General features: G+C 59.6%; 26 protein-coding genes. 13 read left to right on the top strand and 13 right to left on the bottom strand.

Annotation, left to right across the window (positions count from 1 at the left end):
- Positions 1-92 precede the first annotated feature (92 nt).
- The gene (locus tag AC1DS6_RS30645; RefSeq protein ID WP_477103818.1) at positions 93-788 is read left to right on the top strand and encodes a hypothetical protein; all 696 of its coding nucleotides are present in this window, start codon (positions 93-95) and stop codon (positions 786-788) included.
- A gap of 717 nt (positions 789-1,505) precedes the next feature.
- Positions 1,506-2,348 (top strand): trypsin-like peptidase domain-containing protein, encoded by an 843-nt coding sequence (locus AC1DS6_RS30640; protein WP_477103817.1) that lies wholly within the window; start codon positions 1,506-1,508, stop codon positions 2,346-2,348.
- A gap of 246 nt (positions 2,349-2,594) precedes the next feature.
- Here AC1DS6_RS30640 and AC1DS6_RS30635 read toward each other — a convergent pair whose 3' ends face one another.
- From AC1DS6_RS30635 to AC1DS6_RS30615, 5 genes are all read right to left on the bottom strand, one after another.
- The gene (locus AC1DS6_RS30635; protein WP_477103816.1) at positions 2,595-3,305 is read right to left on the bottom strand and encodes a hypothetical protein; all 711 of its coding nucleotides are present in this window, start codon (positions 3,303-3,305) and stop codon (positions 2,595-2,597) included.
- A 108-nt stretch (positions 3,306-3,413) separates the two neighbouring features.
- Positions 3,414-4,463 (bottom strand): hypothetical protein, encoded by a 1,050-nt coding sequence (locus AC1DS6_RS30630; protein WP_477103815.1) that lies wholly within the window; start codon positions 4,461-4,463, stop codon positions 3,414-3,416.
- 355 nt (positions 4,464-4,818) lie between these two features.
- Entirely contained in the window at positions 4,819-5,322 is a 504-nt protein-coding gene (locus AC1DS6_RS30625) for an IS630 family transposase (RefSeq protein ID WP_267606345.1), read from the bottom strand.
- Between the two features lie 10 nt (positions 5,323-5,332).
- On the bottom strand, positions 5,333-5,605 hold the full coding sequence (locus AC1DS6_RS30620) for a winged helix-turn-helix domain-containing protein (RefSeq protein WP_477103814.1): 273 nt from the start codon (positions 5,603-5,605) through the stop codon (positions 5,333-5,335).
- 54 nt (positions 5,606-5,659) lie between these two features.
- A complete protein-coding gene (locus AC1DS6_RS30615) occupies positions 5,660-5,824 on the bottom strand; it encodes a helix-turn-helix domain-containing protein (protein WP_477103844.1) in 165 nt (54 codons plus the stop codon).
- Positions 5,825-6,208: 384 nt separating this feature from the next.
- Between AC1DS6_RS30615 and AC1DS6_RS30610 the strand changes: the two genes are divergently transcribed.
- The 5 genes from AC1DS6_RS30610 to AC1DS6_RS30590 all read left to right on the top strand — a co-directional run bounded on the left by AC1DS6_RS30610 (position 6,209) and on the right by AC1DS6_RS30590 (position 11,004).
- Positions 6,209-7,156, top strand: a complete 948-nt coding sequence (locus tag AC1DS6_RS30610; RefSeq protein WP_267604133.1) for an alpha/beta hydrolase — start codon at positions 6,209-6,211, stop codon at positions 7,154-7,156.
- Positions 7,157-7,933: 777 nt separating this feature from the next.
- On the top strand, positions 7,934-8,458 hold the full coding sequence (locus tag AC1DS6_RS30605; protein ID WP_477103813.1) for a hypothetical protein: 525 nt from the start codon (positions 7,934-7,936) through the stop codon (positions 8,456-8,458).
- Between the two features lie 350 nt (positions 8,459-8,808).
- Complete coding sequence (locus tag AC1DS6_RS30600) at positions 8,809-9,348, top strand: hypothetical protein (protein ID WP_267600237.1); 540 nt, start codon at positions 8,809-8,811, stop codon at positions 9,346-9,348.
- Between the two features lie 397 nt (positions 9,349-9,745).
- Complete coding sequence (locus AC1DS6_RS30595) at positions 9,746-9,973, top strand: hypothetical protein (protein ID WP_477103812.1); 228 nt, start codon at positions 9,746-9,748, stop codon at positions 9,971-9,973.
- 89 nt (positions 9,974-10,062) lie between these two features.
- On the top strand, positions 10,063-11,004 hold the full coding sequence (locus AC1DS6_RS30590; protein WP_477103811.1) for a toll/interleukin-1 receptor domain-containing protein: 942 nt from the start codon (positions 10,063-10,065) through the stop codon (positions 11,002-11,004).
- 263 nt (positions 11,005-11,267) lie between these two features.
- Here AC1DS6_RS30590 and AC1DS6_RS30585 read toward each other — a convergent pair whose 3' ends face one another.
- Complete coding sequence (locus tag AC1DS6_RS30585) at positions 11,268-12,170, bottom strand: DNA-binding protein (protein WP_477103810.1); 903 nt, start codon at positions 12,168-12,170, stop codon at positions 11,268-11,270.
- Between the two features lie 499 nt (positions 12,171-12,669).
- Here AC1DS6_RS30585 and AC1DS6_RS30580 point away from each other — a divergent pair, with 499 nt between their 5' ends.
- From AC1DS6_RS30580 to AC1DS6_RS30560, 5 genes are all read left to right on the top strand, one after another.
- A complete protein-coding gene (locus tag AC1DS6_RS30580; RefSeq protein WP_477103809.1) occupies positions 12,670-13,500 on the top strand; it encodes an endonuclease NucS domain-containing protein in 831 nt (276 codons plus the stop codon).
- A 13-nt stretch (positions 13,501-13,513) separates the two neighbouring features.
- Positions 13,514-14,215 carry a hypothetical protein gene (locus AC1DS6_RS30575; RefSeq protein WP_477103808.1) on the top strand — a complete coding sequence of 234 codons (702 nt, stop codon included), beginning with the start codon at positions 13,514-13,516 and terminating at the stop codon, positions 14,213-14,215.
- Positions 14,212-14,820, top strand: coding sequence for a hypothetical protein (locus AC1DS6_RS30570; protein WP_477103807.1), 609 nt, complete (start codon positions 14,212-14,214; stop codon positions 14,818-14,820). The genes AC1DS6_RS30575 and AC1DS6_RS30570 overlap by 4 nt, the downstream gene beginning before the upstream one ends.
- A gap of 173 nt (positions 14,821-14,993) precedes the next feature.
- Complete coding sequence (locus tag AC1DS6_RS30565; RefSeq protein ID WP_477103806.1) at positions 14,994-15,581, top strand: nuclease-related domain-containing protein; 588 nt, start codon at positions 14,994-14,996, stop codon at positions 15,579-15,581.
- A 120-nt stretch (positions 15,582-15,701) separates the two neighbouring features.
- On the top strand, positions 15,702-16,280 hold the full coding sequence (locus AC1DS6_RS30560) for a hypothetical protein (protein ID WP_477103805.1): 579 nt from the start codon (positions 15,702-15,704) through the stop codon (positions 16,278-16,280).
- Positions 16,281-16,350: 70 nt separating this feature from the next.
- Here the strand turns inward: AC1DS6_RS30560 and AC1DS6_RS30555 are convergent, their stop codons facing one another.
- A complete protein-coding gene (locus AC1DS6_RS30555) occupies positions 16,351-16,668 on the bottom strand; it encodes an H-NS histone family protein (RefSeq protein WP_477103804.1) in 318 nt (105 codons plus the stop codon).
- 568 nt (positions 16,669-17,236) lie between these two features.
- Between AC1DS6_RS30555 and AC1DS6_RS30550 the strand changes: the two genes are divergently transcribed.
- Entirely contained in the window at positions 17,237-18,331 is a 1,095-nt protein-coding gene (locus AC1DS6_RS30550; protein WP_477103803.1) for a hypothetical protein, read from the top strand.
- A gap of 210 nt (positions 18,332-18,541) precedes the next feature.
- Here AC1DS6_RS30550 and AC1DS6_RS30545 read toward each other — a convergent pair whose 3' ends face one another.
- The 6 genes from AC1DS6_RS30545 to AC1DS6_RS30520 form a co-directional block, all read right to left on the bottom strand.
- Positions 18,542-19,018, bottom strand: a complete 477-nt coding sequence (locus tag AC1DS6_RS30545) for a GNAT family N-acetyltransferase (RefSeq protein ID WP_477103802.1) — start codon at positions 19,016-19,018, stop codon at positions 18,542-18,544.
- A 236-nt stretch (positions 19,019-19,254) separates the two neighbouring features.
- Positions 19,255-19,674 (bottom strand): eL43 family ribosomal protein, encoded by a 420-nt coding sequence (locus AC1DS6_RS30540; RefSeq protein WP_477103801.1) that lies wholly within the window; start codon positions 19,672-19,674, stop codon positions 19,255-19,257.
- Between the two features lie 207 nt (positions 19,675-19,881).
- Positions 19,882-20,142: a hypothetical protein gene (locus AC1DS6_RS30535; protein WP_477103800.1), complete on the bottom strand. Its 261-nt coding sequence runs from the start codon at positions 20,140-20,142 to the stop codon at positions 19,882-19,884.
- A gap of 66 nt (positions 20,143-20,208) precedes the next feature.
- The gene (locus AC1DS6_RS30530) at positions 20,209-20,436 is read right to left on the bottom strand and encodes a hypothetical protein (protein ID WP_477103799.1); all 228 of its coding nucleotides are present in this window, start codon (positions 20,434-20,436) and stop codon (positions 20,209-20,211) included.
- A gap of 504 nt (positions 20,437-20,940) precedes the next feature.
- Positions 20,941-21,306 (bottom strand): hypothetical protein, encoded by a 366-nt coding sequence (locus tag AC1DS6_RS30525; RefSeq protein ID WP_477103798.1) that lies wholly within the window; start codon positions 21,304-21,306, stop codon positions 20,941-20,943.
- Positions 21,307-21,461: 155 nt separating this feature from the next.
- Complete coding sequence (locus AC1DS6_RS30520) at positions 21,462-21,689, bottom strand: hypothetical protein (protein WP_477103797.1); 228 nt, start codon at positions 21,687-21,689, stop codon at positions 21,462-21,464.
- Between the last annotated feature and the right edge of the window lie 90 nt (positions 21,690-21,779).

Here is a 21,779-nt window from a genome sequence, read left to right as displayed (position 1 = left end):
AGCGAGCCGATTTCACGCCCGGAGTAAAGGACTCGCTCGCGAGCGCGGCTAATCACCACTGTGTACGGCCAGGCTGCAATCGGCTCACACACGTGTTCGACATCACCACGAGAAAATACGTTCATTTTGGCGCCGCAGCGCATGATGCGGCAGCTTCGGAGGGTGGTCCGCGCCCAGACCATACGATGACCCGGGCGCAACTTCGGGCCTACGATAATGGTGCGTGGCTTTGCATGGGCTGCGCAACGCTCGTGGACGTGCTGTCGGCGCGGTTCCCACCCGGCACGCTGAAGAAGTGGCAGTACGACGCCCATCAGCACTTGGTGAACGTGGCACTCCATCCGATGCCCGCTGCCAATATTCCGTGGCCCACGTCCGTGTCCAACACAAGAAGCTTCTGTGCGCGCCTCCGCAAGGTCGCGCCACAGATGGACTATAGGCGCGTAGTCGCCTTCCCGGACAGTGTGATGTCACTGCTCGAACAACTGGTGCGCGACTGTAACGGGCTGCAAGCGGGCGATCACCCGCTGAGCTCACTGTATGCGCATACAGTGAATGTTCAATTGCGGGTGACGGATGCGCTGCGAGAGATCGTAAAGTACATCCGGGCGGGCGGCGATGGCTGGCACCGTGCATGGCCGGATGGGTGGAATGCAGCCCCTGCGCCTTCGGTGACCTCCGGCGACGACCAAGTGTCGGCGTGGTGGAGCGACGTGCTGGAGGCGCGCTACGACCTGACCGAGTTCTACATGGGGCGGTATGATCACCGCCGACTGGACCTCTGGTAATACGCACGCGCACGACACGCGCGGCCTTGAAAGCCCATCAGCCAACAAGGGCGTGCCTCACGGCACTTGTGACCACGTGAGCAGAGACGGCGCGCATGAATGATTGGCTATAGGAAAAGCCATGAAGCCGACGGATGCGCGGCCCAGTGAGCGACGGCTAGCGGACAACAGCAGATGCATACTGGAAACGCCTCTCCGTGTCGGGCACTATCACAATGGTCGCATCGGCGACGGTCTCGTTTGCTAGTGCAACGAGCACACTAAACAGTCGGCGCACCGTGGTGATAATGTGGATCGGTTCAGTAGTTGACCGAGATGGGGTCGCGAACAGTCATCGGATCGAACGGCGGCAACCGGCCATGAAGGGACCTTCGGCTGATTCGTCAATGAGACATTCAGATGGCAGCTCCACCCAACAAGCGGTCAATCGATCGCTGGGAGTCGGTGTCGCCTCATCGCCTTAGCGGACGCGCTGAATTATCCTGGCGCTATCAGCGTAAGAGCGGATGACGCATGCGCAAGGTTACGCAAGCAGTTCTGGTATATTCTCGCGCAACCTAGGCTAATCAATAGCCTATGCAGGGTTCGGAGCCCCCTCTCTCCGCCAGAGAGCTTTATCTGACGGGCCTTTTGAGGTCCTTTTGCATTTGTTCCCAACTCCGAGCCATCAATAAAAAGTGCTGAGGGCGACCTTGGCCGTTGATTGGAGAAGCCTACATGTTGAGTCCGGCCACCAGGATTGCTCTCTCGACACTTCGACTGCTCTGCGGCGACCAAGGTGCATATTCAAGTGTTGGAACCGGATCGCTATTTGTGTTCCGTCAGGCACCCGACGCACCGGTGATCCCTGTCATTTTGACCAACAAGCATGTGGTTGGTGACTTCACTCGTCTTCAGACTACGATCTCGACGACGTCCAACCGAGAGACTTTGAGAGAGGATTGTTCGGGAGAGGACATCCAGCACCACGTCTACGAAATCATCGATCTACAACAACGAGTAATCCGCCATCCCGATCCGGCGATCGATCTTTGCGCGATATTGTGTGCGCCATTGATTGAACATGCCATTCAGCGTGGACACTTGCGCCACATGTTTCTCGACGAATCATGGCTGCCCGACGCCGAGACGCGAGAGATCATGCGGCCGGTTGAGAGGGTATTGATGGCAGGCTACCCACTCGGCTTATGGAACGAACGGCACAACTTGCCTATCGTCCGGGACGGACTTTCAGCGTCACATCCACTGGTGGATTGGAATGGGCTTCGGCAGTTTGTGATCGACGTTGCGTGCTTTCCGGGTTCAAGCGGATCGCCGGTATTCTTGTACGAAGATGGATGGTACCGGACAAAGCAAGGTAACGCTCCGGGTACGCGTGCAGAGCTGATCGGCTTCCTCTGGGGCGGCCCAACCGCTCCGGCAGAGGGACGTCTGGAGCCGCGTCCGATACCGACCTCAATGCAGGTCCCAGTGATCAATACGATGATGAACTTGGGATATGTTGTGCAAGCTGATGCGGTGCTCGACCTAAAAGCGTTGATGCCTTTTCCGTCAGCCTGAATTAACGGTTATCGCCAGATAGAGTGGCCACAACACGGCGCGCCCTCTGCAAGCAAAGCTATGGCGTCGGCCGGATTTCCCGTATAGATTCGAGCGCGACCTGAGCAGAAAAGATGGCCCGTGCACGGTGCATTTCGTTGTTGTACCAAAGTAGGCTGTCCATTTGCCGCTAAGCCCTTGTTTCTAAAGCACTGCTCAAAAGTGAGCAGAGCACCTTGCACGCAGTCCTCCCGTGCTTCAGACGCCCTACGCGCGCTCCAGAGCGTCCGCAAACTCGCCCCAGAACTCAATCGTCGCGCGGCCGTACGCCTGAATGTCCGCCATCGTTAGATATAGGTCTTCGCCCGACATAGGCCGATAGACGCTTGGGGTATAACGAAACGGCATCGCGGTGAGCTTCCCATTCGCATGATGCGGTTCGAAGAACTCAGGGCGTTGTGCCTTCAGGTTATCGGCGGAGTCGCCATCGGCATGCTTCACGGTGTTCGCTACTAACCGCAATTGGTCGATGCGCGACCACGTTGGCAATTGGGTAATGTCGAAGCCGTTGGCCGCGAGCCGCTTGCGCAGCACTGACAGCTTCAGGAAGTCATTGTTGTGCTCTTCCTTGGGGTGCAAAACTTCCTTGCGGTGGAACGCCAGCAGCTGCTGCTCCCACGTGTGATAGATCATTGGCGCAAACGAATTGACTAGCGACTGCCGGACGGCTTCCATCCCGGAATAATGCGCGTAGCCAGCTTCAAACGCAGATTCGGCCAGCATGGACTCGTCGACTACGTCAGGATCAAGCGGCATCGATACCAGCTCGTTGTACGTCTTCTCCTGAAGCGCGGTTGCTTCAGCTTCGATCCCATCAAACGTCGGAAGCAGACGTTGCTCGAGCACCTGCAGCGTGCGCTCGAGGTGCGACTTGAACATGCTCTGAAAATAGCGGCGCCAGAATGATGCGTTATGCATATTGACCAACTCCCTTTGTGCCTGCGCGTTTCGGATTTCGTATACGTACGTTGTGGTCCGCTCGCCGGGTTATGTCAACTCGCTACGTCGTCATGTTCCCGGGGGGAGTCATTGGAATTCGGCAGATCCAGGAGGGTCGGCTTGCTGAGCACCTGATTCGGGAAGCGTGAAGCGGCTGGCGTCGATGACCCGCGTGTACGAGATTGGGCACAGCGGGTCTGGCTTCTCGTTGAGTTGCAGAACCATCGGCGGGAAGGTCGGCAGGTTGGCATTGACGCACGCGACGAACATCGTCTCCGCGAAGTGCAAAAGGTGATTGACCATGCGCGGCATTTCGTCAGTGATCGAGCTTGGTCGTTCGCCTTCGAGATACCACACCGGAACATGGACTTCGTTCGTCGGTAGCATCTCGAAATTCTTGGTCACCAACGGCAGCCCTTTCGTCGTGCCGATGTGTTCCTGCCCGTTACGGAAATTCACGATGCGCGTGATGGCCGGAACCATTTTCCGGAACCATTGCACCATGTGATGCTCTTCGCCGAGCAGTGGTGCGATCTCTTTGTCGAGCAGGTAGTCCAAGTTGCTATGTATGCTGCCGAGCTTCCAGAAGTGCTGGGGGATCTGACAGATATCCGTGATGACGCGACGTGCGGGAATCAAGAACGCAGTGACCTTCGCGTCGAGATCTGCGACGATCGGGAAGTTCGCATACGTTCGGGCGTTTGCTGCCTGTTCCGTCTGGCCGAAACTCTCACACTGAGCGTGCACCGATTTGATAAGTTCGTCGGCCGCCTGTTCGCAGTGCAGGAGTGAAGTCTTGATCCGGTGCATGAGCTTGAGCGCCGCTTCTCTGCGTTCATCGTCCCGCAGTATCGTCCGGTGATGAAGCATGTCATGCGCCATGAGGACCGTGCGGGCAACGATGGGCGACGAGGATCCGACGTCCGCTATCTTCACGTTGACGAACATAGCGTTCGGGTTCGTCCGACTGGGGTCGATGGATTCAGGTGTCTGCATCCTGAATGTTTCCTCGGGCGAATAGATCTCCATATGGTCCCCAAGCGGCACGAGGCGTTGAATCGCGCCGTCTTTCGTCGCAGGTACGTTGAAGCTGCCCCCGCCGTCCCGTGGGTACATCGGCACTTTATTTTTCGTCATCGTGATCCCCATTTGTTCGCGCACCCGTCAGTGTACAAGGACCACGCCCCGCCCCCTTTCGGTCTCGCGCCGGGGGTGACCCCGCGCGCGTGAGGGTGTGTGCATCAGCGCGAAAACGTAGACGACACGCTGCCCCGCCCGTATCTCGCGAAAATGATTGATAACGAAACCGCTTTCGAGCGCATGTTGTCGTGTGGTTGCCGCCGTAAACCGAAACGGAATCAAAAAACGCCGAAAATCTCCGGCTTTCGCTGCTATACGCCACCAGCGTAAACGGCCGCTTGCACCGAATAGACGTCGGGCTGCATGCGAGTGACCGTTTTACCTTCGGAAACGGCCTTTTAAACACAACGTCTTAAATAATGCAGCATAGTCGTCGTAGTACCTCGTTTGGTCTCTTCCATTGCTGGAAGCAGGCGTCGACTGCCGAGAGAACTTCTACGAGGGTGGCGAAGTACCGGTTATGTAACCCCAGGCGCCGTGTCAGTTTCCATACGCGTTCGATAGGCGCCAGTTGCGGGCTGTATGGTGGCAGGAACAACAACGTCATGTGCCGCCTGTATTTGTGCAGTAACGGTTTGAGCAGAACGGCATGGTGGTACTTGGCGTTGTCCAGGACCACGACGATGCGCTTGCCGCGACGTCGATGGCGGAGTAGTTGGCGAAGAAAGGATGCAAACGTTTCTGCGTTGAAGACAGGGCATACCTGCCAGACGAAGCGACCCGTGCTCAGACTGACGGCGCCAAAACATGCCACCGACTTTCGCGTCGGCGCATGCATCAACACCGGATCGCGGATTTCCGGGGCCACCCACATGCGACAGCGCGATCCGTGTTGCTGGAAATGGCATTCGTCCAGGCTCCATAACTCAATGTCGTCGCGCTTTGCCAGTCGCCGCAGTTTTTTTTACCGCCGCAACGCGAATAGGATCAGACTGGGCGACCTGCGGGCGCGGCTTGCGCAGCCGGAAACCCATCTGGCGAAACAGCCTCTGGCACTGCCGCACGCCCAGCTTGATGCCATAGCGCTGACGCAAGTGCTCCGATAGAACGGGCCCATCCCACAGGCCCGCTTCAAATCCGAAGTCGCGTGGTGTCTTGCGCAGATCCGCCTCGATGCGACGCCATTGCGAGTCATTCAACGCACGCGGGCGACCGGGCCGTTCACCTTCCCGCAATCCGTCGAAACCGCCCCGCTAGAAACGTCGGACCCATCGCTGAACTGTCGTGGCCGCTTGACCGAACATCTGGCCCACTTCAGTGCACGAGTAACCGCTGCTGACCAGCAGCACTCCGTGCAGGCGGTGGTCATACCGCGACTCCTCGCTTCGCTCGATCTCCTGTCGAATCGCCAACTGCATGATATGTGCGTCTGCAATCTCGAGTCTGCGCATGACTGCCTCTCCATTAGAGTAACCACGCAATCATACATGCTGCAATACTTATGTCGTCATGTTTAGAAGGAGGCATGTTCAGCGGCCGAGTTGGGTCGGGAAGATCCGTCCGAGGTGCATACGGCGGAGGTCCGACGGAGGTCCGTTCCCGGCCAGAAGCGGTCCATCGGTCGTGGGCGTAGGACAGCGGACGTTAGGTGCTGCTCTCGTCTTGCAGTTGACTACCCGGTAATCTATAAATTGATGTTGATGCGTGGCGCAGCACAACGTGGCGGTCATGCATCAGACTTGGGACCTGTGCGGAGACAAGACCCCGATTGGTCACCGTGCGAGCTGCGTCGGGAGATTGTGATGAGCCGTCGAGAAATTTTCGGGCGCGCCCTGGCGATTCTGGCCTTGGGCGTCGCCAGTCACCTATCCCTGGCGCAGGTGCCGCCCGATCTTGACGAAAAGCTCAAGGCGCTGGAACGAGTCGTTGACCCGTCGAGCACCGCCGCCCTATATGTGCCGCTGTTGAAGGCACAGTCTTATTCGGGAGTGCGTGTCTCGCGGGATCTGAACTACGGGCCGGCAGACAGCCAGAGGCTGGACCTGTTCGTACCCGCGACTGCGCTCCAGTCGCCGCGTGCCGTGCTGATCTTCGTGCATGGCGGCGGCTTCGTGCGCGGTGACAAACATGCGTCCGACAGCCCCTTCTACGACAACGTGATGCTATGGGCCGCGAGCCGCGGACTGATCGGCGTCAATCTCAATCACCGGATGGCACCGCAGAACTCTTGGCCAGCGGGCACCGAAGATCTGGGTCTGGCAGTGCGCTGGGTTCAGGAGAACATCGCCGCGCAGGGCGGCGACCCGAAGCGGGTCTTTCTCGTGGGTCACTCGTCCGGCGCGGTGCTCGTGGCCTCCTATGTCGCCCACCCACAGTTCTATGGACCGGTTGGCGTAGGACTGGCTGGCGCGGCGTTTCTCTCGGCGACCATCTTCGACCCCGCTACCGCCGAGATTAGCCCGGCGCTCAAGGCATATTTCGGCGACGACGTCAGCCGGTACGCGGAACGCTCGTCAGTGCCCGGACTTCAGCAGACACCGTTGCCACTCATGGTGGCAACCGCGGAACTCGATCCCGTCGCCGTGGAGCTCCAGGCGCTGCAGCTCCAGGACGCGCTCTGCAAAGCCAACCGCTGTCCAGCATTCACACGCTTCCCGGGACAGAACCACTTCTCTGAGGTTTTTTCGATCAACAGCCCCGACGATACAGTGGGCACGGGAATACTTGCGTTCATTCGCGGCGTTCGATAGCGCATGCCCCGGATGGCGATGCAGCCCACTCAGTTGGCGAAGGAAGACCCTGATTGAATCCTGTCACGATTGGCTATTCGTGACCGGTGCGCAACGGGCAATGTCCAGGATGCGTTTGCCACGCCGCGTCGAACGTCAGCTTTCCGAGAGTCCATATGACCGCAATGGGTCGGGAGCGGCCCCCCGACATTGGCGCGACCTAGCTGTTAGGCGACATGTAAAACTGGTCCGGAGGCTGCTGAACAGACGTGTCTAGGCAAGTATGGGCACTCGATCTCTGCCGTCGCAGCGCTACATGCCCAACAGGTTGTGTCAAACTCTTTTGTCGCACGATTTCTGCCTGAACTCTTTTTCGCTAGAGTGCGATCACGTGCGTCGCTAAGTGTCTGATTTTATTGGGCGCATTGTGTCAAACTCTATTGATCCCGCATACCGGCTTACTTGGTTCGCCAGATCACGCAGTTCACTGCTCGCCACAGGTACTGCAGATAAAGGCCTGGCGCTGTTGGTCAAAGAGATGCCCGACAGATCCGCGCGCCGAAGCTCGGTCTCGCCGCAATGCGAGCAGCACTTCGGACCAGGATCCAGCGTTGCCTCGTTGCATTCCGGGTTGGCTGTGAACGAACAACAAGCTCGGCATCCTCTTCCAAGATGGAAGGGTCGTGACTTCCAGGCAATATGGGGTGATGGCCCTGATGCGATTCAGCCAACCCATTCTGTAATCCCTCGCATTTGAAACTTCTTGTGACGCTAATGCCACGCAGAAATCATATTAAGATGGCCGATCAGAATATCGAATCTTGTATCCAGAGCATCCTGAAGCTTCCGCGTGAAAGCGAGGCAAGTTTCATTGGCCTTATCGAGGCCGATCCCAGACCAGCCTTTGTTTCGCTGCGCTTGTTTTATGTCGCCTCGTATCTGACATGTATGAGTGCTGTATTCCGGGCTCCTCAGCATGAGTTTGCCGAAGCCGTCGCTGGCCTTCTAGACGGATTTCAAGAATCAGCTCGCCAACACGGCGAACTGGACAACGACGGCTATGCGCATGGTTTGCACCGTTGGGTGTGTGAGATCGCCCGAGACATCCACGAGGATCTGGTCAATCTACCCAACCCAGGCGTTGTCGATGTATCTGGAGGAACGGCACTAGCTGCAATCATGAGAGAGCTTCGAAATGCCTATCTTGCTGATGCAGGAGAAGGAGCACAAATTCCGCCACTCGAATCAATGATGATGATTGCGCGTCTCAAGCCGATTCCCTCGACCGTCCACGCTAGCATTAGCAGCCAGGCTACGGCATGATGGTCTGCCTAATGAGAATAGGGATTCTTCCAGAGGGGGAGGTGGGGACAAAATTCCTGCATCGCCACGTCAGGGGATCGTCCAGTCTCACTCATCGCCACTAACCGGCGCTGGCGCACAACGCTGATTAATCGGAAAAGCATTGGAGCCTGCTCAGAGAATCGGTGAACCTCTCGGCCGCCGTTGCGCGATCTGTGGACGGCCGCTGGACAACGCCGACGATCCACTAAGCGTTGACTGTGGTGGAGATTGCCTGGGGTGCATGGCCGATTGCGGGCCTGCATTCCGATGCAGCCGATACGCTGGAAGCATCGCTGGCCGACCTGAAGAACCACGAATAGGAAAAAGGAATGAGCACCTATGTTGAACGCGCACTCTTCATCGTTGCGCCCAGAAACTTCGGCAAGAGCACGACTTTGCGATCGATGTTTCGCGACCATCGGCTTGGCACCGCAGGCAAGATTCCAAAGGCTCCGAAGTTGCCGGACGAGTACAGATTGGGCAACGAGCGTCGGCTATACCTTCGACTGACTTCGCCTCACGAGGCGAACGAAAGCCTTAAGGAGTTCCTGACCAAGACTAAGGGAAAAATGGCTGGCGGACGCTGGTGTTTCGCCGGACCATTGCACCCTGACGCGTTCAGGAGGATGCCGGACACTGTGACCACCATCAAGGGATTCATTCGGGAGTTCGAACCTGAACGCGTTCGCGTGGCCGTTCTGCATCCGAATCACCAACAGGGCGACCTGAGCGACTTCCTACCGGGCCAGTCTCGCGAACTCCTGAGCGAGTTGCACTCAATTGACGAACGAGTCGAAGTCATGAGCATTGATGTTCGAGTGCTCGATAGGAATGGGCTCCTTCTGGCCGATTTTTTTGACTTCACATGATGTCCTGCCGCTGTCTCGGTCTGAAGATCGACCAGGCCGCGCCCTAACGGATCGGAAAAGGACCTCGACGCGGTCGCCAGCCCCGCTGGTGCGTATCGGGCTGGTGGTGGCGGACACCTTCACGATGGTGGGAAGCAAGCCGCGTCCGACCTACTACGTATCGCCCCTGCAGCGGCGGCTGATGCAGCTCGCAACGATAGAAGGGGCGCTGGGCGCTTAGGCTCATTCGTGATTGCCTGAAGCTCGGCAGTGAGGCGTTCCTCACGCTGCAGACGCAGACCGATGAGGCCCGCCCGACGATTTGACGCCGGACGCGTCGTGAGCGCCGAGGCCATTGCTTCCACCGTCTGGGTCGCCCGCCATGCGCTCACGCGCGCGATGCGCGACGCCGACCGGGATGATCTCGCCGACCATGTCGCCTTGGCCGTCGAAAGCCTCGACGTGGCTCGCGCTACTGCGGTGCGAGCCGCCGGCGTCGCCCGAGGCGTTCGACCATGCTGGACAGGTCGCGATCGCGCAGATCACGGCGCTGCAGTTTCATGCGCTGGACAGGGAGACCAGCGATGCGGTGCGGGACGTGCTGTGGATCCTGCAGCACGTCCATGCCGCCGGCGTGGCGCAGTAGGCGATACTGCGAAGCGCAGCAGGCGGGCGGTCCCGCGCGGCATAATGGCTCCTCATCGCGCCAGCGCACCGCACTCTGAGGAAGACACCGTGAGCATCGCCCAGTCCCACTACAACCTGCTGGTCAGCGCCCACGACGAGGCTTGGGAAGGCCTTTCGTGGAGCGTGGACAAGGACCGGCTCTTCGAATACACCAGCGACATCGTCCGCAATCGCTTCCTGCCGCTCAGCGATGACACGTTTCATGTCCTGCAGTCGCTGCCCACGGTCTTCGCATACGAGCGCATGTGCCGCAAGGCGGCACGCGTGGGTCGCATCACCGGGATCTCGCACCGTAACGATGGCTATGGCGTGGCCTTCGAGTTTGATCCGGACATCGCGCCCATCGCGCCCGAGCAGCTCGAAGCCCTGCAGCACCCGCTCGATATCGAACGCAGCTTCGAGCTGAACCGCACGCACTGGGCGGTCAAGAACGTCGCGCTGGCGAGCGTGCTCCAGCAAGCGGGATTGCTCTTGCCCTCGGCGACGCTCTTTGCACCCAAGGCACCGATCGTGTTTCTATCGTATTCCCACGACTCGGTCGCGCACAAGGCGTGGGTCGCCCAGCTCGGCATGGACTTGCGGGCCTACGGGATCGAGGTGTTGCTGGACCAGTGGGACACGCGGCCGGGGGATGATCTCGCGCTCTTCATGCGGCGCGGCGTCATGCAAAGCGATTACGTCGTGATGGTCTGCACCGAGCCCTATGTGAGCAAGATTCTCGGCAACATGGGCGGCGCAAGCTTCGAGCACATGCTGGTGATGGGGCAGCTCATGCAGGAATTGGGCACCAGCAAGTTCATTCCCATAATCCGCCAGACCGCCATGCCGCGCCAACTGATTCCGGCGTTGGCCACGCGCGCCTATGTCGACCTGTCCACCGATCTCCAGTACCGCGAACGCGTCGAGGAGCTGGCGCGCGGCATCCACAACCAGCGCCCGGCGCTGCCGCCGCTGGGCCGCCCGCCGGTGCCACCACCGCCTGTCCGGTAGGAGTACCCCCAAACCATAGGAAAAGCACATGACCTCACTGACGACCGCCGATGCTCTGCGACTCGCGATCAACGTGCTACGCGACGCAGCAGAGTCCCGCACCGTCGAGTGCCGAGCTGAACGAAGCGACTGCGGGGCTGCATGCCGATGCAGCCGATACGCTGGAAGCATCGCTTGTCGACCTGAAAGACCACGAATAGGAAAAGGCAGCGCTACCCGAGTCGTCGCGCACTATCCTTGGATAGGCGCTAAGCGTCGCTTCTCTACTTGCCAGCAGTCGGTACCTTGCGCGCTCGTGTACTGGTCCCTCCCGTCTTTTCGGCTTCCCCGCTCGGCTCGCCCAGGCCCTCGCCCCTCGCGTCATCCTGGACGCGCCGCTGCTTCAGCTCGGCCTGCGCAGCACTGGCCAAGCCCACCGATTCGACCAGGCGTTCGCGCGTGAGCTGATGTGCGGCGATCGCATCAGCGAGGTCCTTGCGGGTCTGCTGTTCTCGTTCTTCCGCACGTGCAAGGCGAGCTTCCGCTTGCTGCTGGGCGGCCTGTTCGCCGGCGCGCTGCGCTTCGGCAACGGCGGCCAACTTCTCTGCCTCAACTCTGGCTGCTCGGGCCTGCTCCAACTGCTCGCGTAGATCGGCAGCTTCACGCTCCAGGCGCGGCACCGCTTCCAACCGTAGCTCGGCTTGGGCGAGGATTCGCCGCACACTTGCCATCTCCTCACGGCCGCGCTCTGCTTCCTGCTGTAGGCGTGAGATTTCTTCCGCTTGCTCGCTAGCCTTCCCGACCAAGGTGTCACGCTCAGAAGCCAACTGAGCTAGCTGCTCCTGCAGCTTCGTCAGCTCCGCCTCCATCGCCTCGCCGCGCGCCGCGTACTCTGCCAGATCCCTCTGCGCAGCGGCCAATTCGGCGTTGGCCTCGGCACTGGCTTCCTCTGCCACTTTGGAGAGCTCGGCGCCCAGCGCGGCCAACAGGCGAGGATTCGGCTCGGGCAGCGCGCGTGCGGCCGGCTTTTGCCGGCCCTGCCAGGCGGTCCAATGCCGATGAATGGCATTGGGGCTGCCGCCCCCCAGGCGTTCGCGGACCGCACGGAGGGTCGGCTTCTGTTGCTCGGCCACCAGTTCCTCTGCGGCCGCTTTGACTTCTTCGTAGCTGATGCCAGGACGCGCCATGAGACATGCTCTCCGTTCGATATGATATGAGTTAATAATATCATATCAAAATGATATGATATCAGCTGTGCGTGAGTGAGATAGCGGCGCAAATGCCCTATTCCAGCGCGTGACTGCCGGGTGGTCCACAGCCAACGCCAGAGATCGGCGGCTACCCCATCGCCCGTTGGAATCGCCCGGGCGCGACCGCGCCGGGTCGCTTGATCTTCACCCAGTCGGGCGAGCGAACGCCGACTTGGTATGTACTGTCTGCGCGCTTCCCAACAATCCCTTTGAGACTGAGTGCAAAGGCTTGCTCGAAAAGCCAATGGCCGTCGAGCTCCTTCCGAGGCGGCCCGGGTGACGGCGGACAGGATGAGCACTCCCACTACGGCGCCCCTCGCCCTGGGCGGAGGAGCAACTACTTTCTGCTGGTGCACGTACGAAGCATCGTGGTATCAAGTCGACTAGCCGGGGCAGAGCCGTCTGGCGACCATACCAACTCGAACGCAAGGGATTCGTGAACACCGCTTCGACGAACCGCCCGCCGATCTGGCAACTCATCCGCGACACGATCGCCCCGCTCGGGCGCGAGGTGACGTACGCCGAGGTCAAGCAACTCCTGTGGGTCCAGTACCCGGACCTCAAATCCGAGACCATCAACTGCCAGCTCATCATTTGCTCGGTGAATGCGCCCTCCCGAGTGCACTACCCGGAGAACAAGAAGCCGCGCCTGGCCAACGGCCAATACGACTTCCTTTACAACATCGGGCGCGGCAAGGTCGTGTGGTACAACCCGGCGAAGCACGGAGCGTGGGAAATCGCCAAAGCGGCCGACGGTGCGCTCAGCGTGCACCGCTGCGACGACACGCTGGACAGCATTGCTGACGAGGAGCCGGAGGCCATGGACGCTGGTCCGGACCCCTACGGATCCGGCCTGTTCGCGATGGAAGCGCATCTGCGCGACTACCTGGCGAAGAATCCGCCGACCCTGCCGGGGCAGGCCGCTCCGCTTCGCCTGTTCGTGGACGACGAGGGCCGCGACGGCGTGGAGTACCAGACCGCGCTTGGCCCGTTGGACCTGCTGTTCGTCGACTCCGCGGGCGACCTTGTGGTGTTCGAGCTGAAACTCGACGGTGGGCCGGACAAGGCGCTGGGGCAGATCCTTCGCTACATGGGCTGGGTCGAGAAACACCGCGCCCAGGGAAAGAAGGTGTGGGGCGTGATTGTCGCCTCGTCGATTTCCGAAAAGCTGCTGTACGCGGCGACGCAGGTGTCGCACGTCCGGTTGCTGGAATATCAGCTCGCCGTGTCGCTGCACCCGGTCGCGTTGCAACTCCAGTCCGCATGATCGGGCGGCCCGCATGACCCTGAACTATCTGCTTTCGTACCTCTCCCTCGTCGACCTGAGCGATGCCCAAGTGTCGCGCTTGTCCCTGCTCGCGACCATCGTCGCCGCCGTCATCACGGCGATCATCGCCGTGCTCGCGCTGGCTCGCCCGCTGCTCTACCAGAAGAGCGCGGCCCTGCTCGAGCACGCCAAACTGTCGCTGGAACGGGCCTACGCCGCGTTGACGGTGGACGGCACCCAGCTTCGGCCCGTGCCGGCCGACCGCCTGAACTGGCTGACCGCGGCCCGCCACATCGAAACGTACAAGGCCCTCAAACGTCGGATCCGCGCCGGCGTGCATCGCGTCATTGCGGACGACCACGAGGAGCACTGGCGACACCAGTTCTACCTCGCGCTCAATATGCACAACGTCCACGACGCAGGCTACTATCGTGAGGTCCAGGCACCGCGGGAGCAGCGTCGAAGCGGGCTTTCCCCCGAGTCTGTGCTCATTGTTTATGGGTTCGCCAGTTGGCCCGAGGGGCGCCCCGATCCGACCGAGGAGGCCGACCTGGCCGAGATCTTCCGTACCACCGACCCTCGGCCGGGCAACATTGGCTTGACCACGTTCCTCAACGACTTCCCCCAGTTCCGCGACGTGCCGAGGCACCGCCCCGCACCGTCCACGCGCTGGTCCCGTCTGCGGGAACGAATTCGCCGCTGGAGGCGCCTGTGACAACGGTGGATACGCACCGCTGGGCGCACGGCTATCAGGATGTGCTCACGTTCAAGCACGGGATGCAGGTTCGTGCGTTCCTGCGCGACGTCGTGGAGCCGTCGCTCGCCGCGCTCGACACGGACATCGCAGCGTGGGCGGCCAGCAACGAAGGCGGCGCCCCGTTCGCCCACGCGGACGCGCAGGCCCTCCTGCAATCGACGGTCGAAGCGTTCTGTCTGGCCATCCAGTCGTTGTGGGAGCGCCAACTCCGCAGCTATTTGCGGGGCTGCGTTACATTCCCACCAGGCGATCTAGTTCTTCTCAACAGGATCGCCAAGGACGCATGGCCGCAGGTGCAGCGGCATTTCGAAAGCTTGCGGGGCATCCCCATGACCGCCTTCGACAGCTTTGCTGTCCTTGACCTGCTGCAGCTCATCGGTAACGCGTGCCGGCACGGCGACGGGCCGTCGTCGAAGACGCTCTTCCGGGAGCATCCCCTTCCCAATCCCGGGCCAAACCTTGCCGGCGGATCCGCCGCCACCCTCGTTCAGCAGCGTGGCCATCCCGCGCGAGTTGCTTCACCGCTTTGCGGACGCTGTGGCCTGGTTTTGGGAGGACATTGAGGTTATCTACTTGAACAGCATCCAGCCGACGAACGACGGCGTGCAACTGCGCCTGGCGGAGTTGTGTCGGGCGCGCGCGGCGCGGTCGCTCGACACCACCCCCGCTATGTCATTACGGAAAACGCGCGTGGTATGTCCGCGATGATGCTCTTACCTAGGGAGAAGGGTTGGCAATGAAGGAAGATATTCTTGAGCAGATGGTGGACGAGTACCTGCAGCACAAGGGCTATTTCACGCGGCATAACCTCAAGTTCCGCCCTGACAAGGGCCATGGCGACTACAAGTCAAGCGACGACTCAGTACACAGCGATATAGATGTGATTGGGATCCATCCGCTGAAAGACGGCCCAGACAAGGTGTGGGTGGTCAGTTGCAAAAGTTGGCAGGGCGGGTTTCGTCCAGAATGGTGGTGCGAAGCGATCAAACAGAACAAGAAGGTCTCGGGACGTGAAGCCTGGAGAGGCTTTCGAGAGCTTGTGAAACCGAAATGGGCGGAAGCCTTTAGAGCTGAAGTGCTTGCCGTGACCGGTGCAACGGCTTTCACCTATGTCACTGCCGTAACGCGACTGCATGGAGATCGAAGCAGCTGGGAATTGAATGCGACATTCCTTGAGAACCTCGCTGGAAATCCGATCCAGATCCTCACGTTCACGGAGATGCTGAAGGACTTGTATAGAACCATCAATACAACGCCGGCGACTTCTGAGGTCGGGCGCGTCCTGCAGTTGATCAAGGCATCAGGTTGGACGATCGGCGACTAGTGGCGTTCCGATCCGATCTTCCGCTGGCTTGCATCCGGGAGAGTCGACGTTGCACTGGGTTGCCGTCGATGACTCAGACGAGAATAATATGCGTGTTCGCCATCGACTTCAAAATTGACTATGCGTAGATCATTCCCTCTGTTAGCCGAAATCGGCTTCACGTGTCTTCTTGCGGGTTGCCTGATTCCGGAAAAATTCGTTGCCTCTGTCACAATGAAGGCAGATGGGGCGTACACGTACAAGTACGATGGTACGGCGACATTTTTGCCGGCGGCAATGCAGATCAAGGGGCAGGGCCCACTGTCCGAGAAGGATGAGCAGGGCCTCAAGCAAGAAGCGAACAAGATGGCCAAGGTCCCTGGCATCCAAAAGGCCAGCTATTTTGGCGCTGGTCGCTACGACCTGGCCATCGAGCGAGATCTGCGTGTGGGGGAATCCGCGCCTGTTCTGAAGGTTATCTCGGTCACGAGGGACAAGGAAGGCGTCTACACGATTGCGCCGGCGGTCCTACAGGAGAAGGATAAGGCTGGTCTTAGAGATCTCGGCATCAGGGTGGATGGCAAGTTCGAGGTTCGCTTGCCATCCAATGCCCAAGTTATCTCCCACAATGCCTCAGGCACGCCAGGACTGTTCAGCAAAGCCTACGTCTGGAATGTTGGCTCGATCGATGCCAATCCAAACATCAGATTCCGGCTCTAAGGGCAGCGCAGCCGTCGAGATGTAGAGGGGTGCGCCGTCGGCGGCAGTGTTTGCTTTCAGGCCTCAGGCCTCAGGCCTCAGGGATCAGAAACCTATCCCGATTCTTGCCGAGCCATACCGGGGCGCGGCCGCGGCCTGACCAGGTGGCACCTGTTTTGGGGTCCAGGTACTTCGGGGGCACTTCAGCTTTCGTGGCAGCAGCGGCTTTCTCGCTCAATGCCGGCCTACCGCGACGGCGCTTCGGTGCCAGATCGTCGGCAGTAAGTTCGTGCTCGGCCATAAGAGCACGGATCTTTTCGATCACGCCGGCGACTTCGGTCGCGCGGACTTCTACAATCTGAGCCTCGATTTTCTCTTTCTCGGCCAATAGTTGCTTGTATGTCGCCATGTTAGCTCTCCGCTGGAAAGGAATAAGCCTACAGTATTTCTTCCATTCGCGCGACGGGGCGGAGGCTATTATTAAATCTGCCTCAATGCAGTGATCTTGCACTTTGATGCAACCACCGCTTTCTCTTGCTGTAGTTCTCGCCAGCGCTTCTCGCACTCGCTCTGGTTGCTAAAGAAAAAATAGTCAACTCTCGCGAGTGAGTCAGGTTCAGTAGGCGCGACGATAAAATACCAGTCGCCGGAAGTGGCACCGTGAACGTCCGCCCGCTGGCCTGGTTGGCCATCGGTTGCGATGTAATGAACGGCGATCACCAACAAGATTGCAGTGAATGCAACTGCCCAACGGACTCGGTTCGCAAGGAGGGAAGCTTTTATCATCTGCAACTCGCGCAAATCATGGCCGGACGAATCGGGCCTCAGGATAACAGCGTCTCAATGCTGCTTGATCCCCCCCGACGGGCGACACCACATCGAACTGATACACTCGATTGGAAAGCTCGGGGATGGCAAGATTGCCTGCTGGCAGGACACCCGAGTAACTCCGAAGGTACCCTATGCAAGGTGATGCGTTGACCATCTCCCGACCACCGCTTTCACACGATGTAATCGAAACGGTTGTCGCCGCTGCGACGGACTCGCGTGGCCACAAGCAACTGATCGAAAAGCTTCGTCGCTCAACAGGTCTGGACCCTGTCTGGCTTGGCAATGTGCGAGACGGATTCTCGCTCGCGACGCCTCATTGTCTTGTCATCGCGCCAGATGGTACTTCCCTCGGCAAGTACCGTGATTGGTTGGAGGGAGAACTTGAGGAAGCCGGCGGCGATCCGGTGGCGGTCTGGCGTAAGCACAAGGACGGTGAGCTACGGTTTGCGGATGCGGAGATTCAGCGCATCTGCTTTGTTGCGCCTTACGGTACGGGGTCAGCGGAGTTCTACCAGATCATCGTTACCCGATATCAACATTGGATCGAGCGGGCACTATTTGGAGCGGATATATACGCCCAACCCAGGTCACTCGATAGCCTGTTGGAACAAACCAGCTGCAAGGGCGCGTCGCTGGATTCGCGTATTCCGTTCGGCGCCCCGTCCTACCATCTGGAGAGAATTGACGATCTCGCGGAGGTGTTGTGCCTTGAGAGCGAGTTGGACGACGCAGAAAAGGCTAAACAAGAACGCGTCATCATCCTGACACGTAATACTCGGACCGGTGAAGAACACTCAGCTCGGTACTTCGATAAGTACCCACAGTTGCGCGACCGCAAGCCGCGGCTGGCACGTTTTTTCGCTGACTGGGATCGATCGAGCGCGGGCCGGAACGGTGCCTCGCTCACTGACCACTGGGTTTTCGAGGTCAGCGACTATACGAACCCGCAGGACCAGTCTCGCCACCTTACAGTGATTCCGGCTTGGACCACGACGCGCAGGCTGCCAGAGGTCAAGGAGAAGCGCCGCGGATCCGTGTTAGCACTATGGGACGAGCTCCTCCGATTCGACGTGCGTGTTGGCCACGCATTTGCCTGGTTCTTCTTCGTGTTGCACGGCAATCGGCTTGGGTCTTGGGCGGGGGAGCAAATCCTGGCCGCGGCCGAGGCCGGCACCATCGTGTTGCCCGAGCACGACTACCGGGTCCTGAAGGATTGGAGCCGCGCGCCATACAGCTTCTGACAGCGGCGTCCCGATCTAGGCGCCTCGGCGCCTGCAGGAAGCCAGCAAGCGCTGGGATCCTTAAAAACACCATGCCATAATAGCAGTTATCCGCATGGAGCCGGGTGGCAAAAAAGGCCGCCCGGAGGCGGCCGTTGGGTTGCAGAATTTTGTTCTCGGCTCGTGGAATGCCGCCCAGCTGCTGCCGCGCCTGGCAGGCAGCCATCGGCTTTAGGGGTAGGTGATCTTCATCAAGTAGCGCAGCGCTGGCAGGCCCGACACTTCATCCGTGATTGCCTCAGTTGCTGCGGTCAAAGTCTCGCCAGCTACCTTCTGCGACGCTAGGTTGTCGGTGCCAACGATTGCTTCGATATAGAACGGCTTGGCTCCATTGCGCCCAAGACCGTGCTTCAGCTCTGCAATGGCGGCGCTCACGGTAGCCTTGGCGTTTCCCTGGGACCGATACACCTCTGGGACGGCGTAGCCGATCTGGAAGCACGGCGCTCCGTTGATGGGCTCAGTCAGTACGAACACTGCCAAGGCGCTTACCGTTTGCCCTTTGAGTCGTACATACGTGAGTCTGAGGGTTCCGTTCGGTTGATCCTGGTGGACGAACAAATCCTGGTCGAGGGCACCGCGCTGCACGTCAATGACGCCAAGAGAAAAATGCTCCTGGAATGATTTCAGGGAGTCGGTGGGATCTGTCATCGGCATAGTAGGCTCCAAGAATTGGCGTGACTGAAAGTCTACAGGGTGTCGATAGTCTGGCGATGGCGCCCGGACATCAGATAGTCGATACTTGTGGCGTGGCCATAGAGGTGCCCCTCATGCCGCCGCCGGCAAATCTCCACCCCTGTGAGGTTACCCCGCTTCCCGAGCATACGGCTAGTTGGCGAAGATCTCGTGGGAACAAAACATGCAAACCAACGGCGGTTGGTCATGATTCACACGCGGCCCAATCCTTCCTTGTTGGCAGCCTCCGAAGATTCCAACAAGCGTTTCTGCTCGGCCATGAGTGCGTCAAACCGCGGATTGCCCTCCTGGGCACTGCCGGCTATGGCCATATCGCTCGTTAGCTTGGCTATCTCTTCCAAACGCTGATTCCGAATGACATTAAGCCGCAAAACCTCTTGATGCATCTGTTCGGCTTGATGTTTGTGAGCCAGCTTCACGAGCCGCTCAATCTCCCCCGGGGAGCGGGCCTCCAACTCGAGATCACCTACCTTAAACCGCACTTTGCGACCATAGCGTGCGCCGATCCAGGCGGTCAGGGCTGTCACAACCGTGGCGGCATACGGTGCTAGGTCCTTGATGGCGAATTCGGCCAGCGGATAGCCCATGGCTGCGGCGGAATCGAATGCCATTCCCCTCTGGGAATAGGAAACTCCAGCAGACCTTAACGCCCCACTAAAAGTGTGCAACTCCGATTGAAACTCCGGCGAGTTCACCTCGGGGTCATCGGCCGCACGCCTCAATATGATCTCCACTCGCATCCCGCTGCTACTCATTACCTTTCTCCCAGTTGCCTTGGATGGGCATTTCTTGATCCCCTGCTCGGGGGGGCGTTTTCCTCATTCGGCGTTGCTTTGGTCACCCCGAGCGCTGCGCTGCAGGTCTGCGATGACGGCCCGGGTCTGCATGTCCGTGTCGATCGCCCGCTCGAATGGCATATCGCTGGGCAGCTCGATGCGCCAGCCGTCGGCATGCGGCTCCGCCAGCGACATTAGATGCCGGAAGCGGCGTGCGTCTTCACGGAAGCCGTCCAGCAAGGTCGCCAGCGTTTCCGCGCGTGCCTTCCAGTCTGTCTTGTCCCAGCTACGGTCCTCGTCCATCGTCGCCCTCTTGGCCGCTGTCTACCCCCGCCGAGGCGTTTCCCGTGGCGTCGATCGCCGGCGACATCACTTGCTCTTGTACAGCTGCACCCAGGCGATGATCTCGCCCAACTGGGCATTGTCCAGATGCTTGCAATTGGCGTAGACGGCGGCCGCCACGCGATTGCGATATTGCTCCGTGGTAGAGCCGACATCCTCATTGCCGTCCATGCCTGGTTGGCCGCCATCGGTCAGAACTCGGCGACCGTAGCGATCAACGAAGTGCGAAGGGCTGACAACAAGCTGCAGGTGCATGACGTTTCTCTTCGGTTGCCGGCCCGAGGTGGGCGTTATCCTCTGCTCCCCAGCTGGAGGCGTTTTCTCTTGGTGCCCTGGCGGGGGCGTTTTCTTGTTTTGGGAGCCGCAGCACGCCGACCAGTAATCGCCGTTATCGGCATGATGGCGAGACAAGAAAAGATCGCCCGGAGACGGCCCCTCTTATTCCAAGGATAGCTCCCTTCCCCCTTGGTGTCCTTTCCAGTCTATCGAGACGAACCGCGTCTTGTATCCGGACTTGAGCAGCTCTGTAGCAACGACATCGAAGGAGCAGCGCCCGTGCCGGGTCTGCACGCCACGCTGCGACCACCATTCCGCATGCTCGACGTCATCAGTCAGATTCTCGCCTCGCTTGACCTGGGGGCGTTGCTCATCGACGGAGGATCGGTCCCAATAGCCCCGGCGCAAATAGCGCCACCCTAGCTGGGTCTCAATCTGTAAGTAGAACCTCATGGACCATCCTTCCCTTGCCGGGGCGCTTTCTCAGCTTTGCGGCTCGGTTTCCGGGTCCGTGAAGCCCACGAGCCACTGAGTCCCATGGTCGAACAAAAAGGCCACCACGGTCCGATGCTTCTGGATGCCATTGGCGACCTTGCTCGCCGTGTGGTGTTGGGGATAGACCTTCGCAAGGCCGGGGGTAGCCGCGTACTGATACAGCAGGACGCCTGGCTGTGGCTCGGTGGCACGAGCTAGGAATTCGTCGCTGTCTGGGAGGTGCACAACATAGCCTATGAACTTGCACGTTTCCGGAAAGCCCATGTTGTCTCGGACGGATTCCGGTGTGGGAATCGATGCGGACGCACCGGCCACTCGTTGGTCACGACTACCACGTCGTTTGGCTTCACCCATCTGTTTTTGCTCCCTAATGCCCCCGACGGGGCGTTTCCATTCAATTCCAACTATCGACATGGAGGGCCGTGCCGAAAAAGCTGCTGGTGGGTGGCCACGTCATCAATTGGAGAGCCGTTCGGCCTATCGTCCAGCGGGGACACCACAGAAGTCGCCTAGTCCGGGCGGACCTGCTGGCAGTGCGCCCAAGCTCGTACGCTGGCGATCCCATGTGTTGAAGCCTCCGGCCGCATTGGCTCAACCATGGAATAAACCGTCACAACCTCGGCGCCGTCTCTTTGCCAATAGACCCCCTCGGTCACCAGGCCATTGGACATCCAGAAAAGATACTGCGCCCCCAGTTCGGGTGGCTTTCCTTCTTTAAAATGCAGTTGGTAGTCCATCTACTTGGTGCGGATACATGGGTGACAGGAACTTTTCCAGTCTTCCTCCGCGTTGTCAAGCTGGCTGGCCTTGTGTGGGTTCCCCAAAAT

Source organism: Cupriavidus sp. 05L310 (assembly GCF_056398185.1).
This window is presented reverse-complemented; position numbering and strand designations above follow the sequence as displayed.

Excerpts from the sequence above, each read along its gene's own strand:
- AC1DS6_RS30640 (WP_477103817.1), top strand. The coding sequence starts at position 1,506 with ATGTTGAGTCCGGCCACCAGGATTGCTCTCTCGACACTTCGACTGCTC.
- AC1DS6_RS30635 (WP_477103816.1), bottom strand. The coding sequence starts at position 3,305 with ATGCATAACGCATCATTCTGGCGCCGCTATTTTCAGAGCATGTTCAAG.
- AC1DS6_RS30630 (WP_477103815.1), bottom strand. The coding sequence starts at position 4,463 with ATGACGAAAAATAAAGTGCCGATGTACCCACGGGACGGCGGGGGCAGC.
- AC1DS6_RS30615 (WP_477103844.1), bottom strand. The coding sequence starts at position 5,824 with ATGCAGTTGGCGATTCGACAGGAGATCGAGCGAAGCGAGGAGTCGCGG.
- AC1DS6_RS30610 (WP_267604133.1), top strand. The coding sequence starts at position 6,209 with ATGAGCCGTCGAGAAATTTTCGGGCGCGCCCTGGCGATTCTGGCCTTG.
- AC1DS6_RS30605 (WP_477103813.1), top strand. The coding sequence starts at position 7,934 with ATGGCCGATCAGAATATCGAATCTTGTATCCAGAGCATCCTGAAGCTT.
- AC1DS6_RS30600 (WP_267600237.1), top strand. The coding sequence starts at position 8,809 with ATGAGCACCTATGTTGAACGCGCACTCTTCATCGTTGCGCCCAGAAAC.
- AC1DS6_RS30595 (WP_477103812.1), top strand. The coding sequence starts at position 9,746 with ATGATCTCGCCGACCATGTCGCCTTGGCCGTCGAAAGCCTCGACGTGG.
- AC1DS6_RS30585 (WP_477103810.1), bottom strand. The coding sequence starts at position 12,170 with ATGGCGCGTCCTGGCATCAGCTACGAAGAAGTCAAAGCGGCCGCAGAG.
- AC1DS6_RS30575 (WP_477103808.1), top strand. The coding sequence starts at position 13,514 with ATGACCCTGAACTATCTGCTTTCGTACCTCTCCCTCGTCGACCTGAGC.
- AC1DS6_RS30565 (WP_477103806.1), top strand. The coding sequence starts at position 14,994 with ATGAAGGAAGATATTCTTGAGCAGATGGTGGACGAGTACCTGCAGCAC.
- AC1DS6_RS30560 (WP_477103805.1), top strand. The coding sequence starts at position 15,702 with ATGCGTAGATCATTCCCTCTGTTAGCCGAAATCGGCTTCACGTGTCTT.
- AC1DS6_RS30555 (WP_477103804.1), bottom strand. The coding sequence starts at position 16,668 with ATGGCGACATACAAGCAACTATTGGCCGAGAAAGAGAAAATCGAGGCT.
- AC1DS6_RS30545 (WP_477103802.1), bottom strand. The coding sequence starts at position 19,018 with ATGACAGATCCCACCGACTCCCTGAAATCATTCCAGGAGCATTTTTCT.
- AC1DS6_RS30540 (WP_477103801.1), bottom strand. The coding sequence starts at position 19,674 with ATGGCATTCGATTCCGCCGCAGCCATGGGCTATCCGCTGGCCGAATTC.
- AC1DS6_RS30535 (WP_477103800.1), bottom strand. The coding sequence starts at position 20,142 with ATGGACGAGGACCGTAGCTGGGACAAGACAGACTGGAAGGCACGCGCG.
- AC1DS6_RS30530 (WP_477103799.1), bottom strand. The coding sequence starts at position 20,436 with ATGCACCTGCAGCTTGTTGTCAGCCCTTCGCACTTCGTTGATCGCTAC.
- AC1DS6_RS30525 (WP_477103798.1), bottom strand. The coding sequence starts at position 21,306 with ATGGGTGAAGCCAAACGACGTGGTAGTCGTGACCAACGAGTGGCCGGT.
- AC1DS6_RS30520 (WP_477103797.1), bottom strand. The coding sequence starts at position 21,689 with ATGGACTACCAACTGCATTTTAAAGAAGGAAAGCCACCCGAACTGGGG.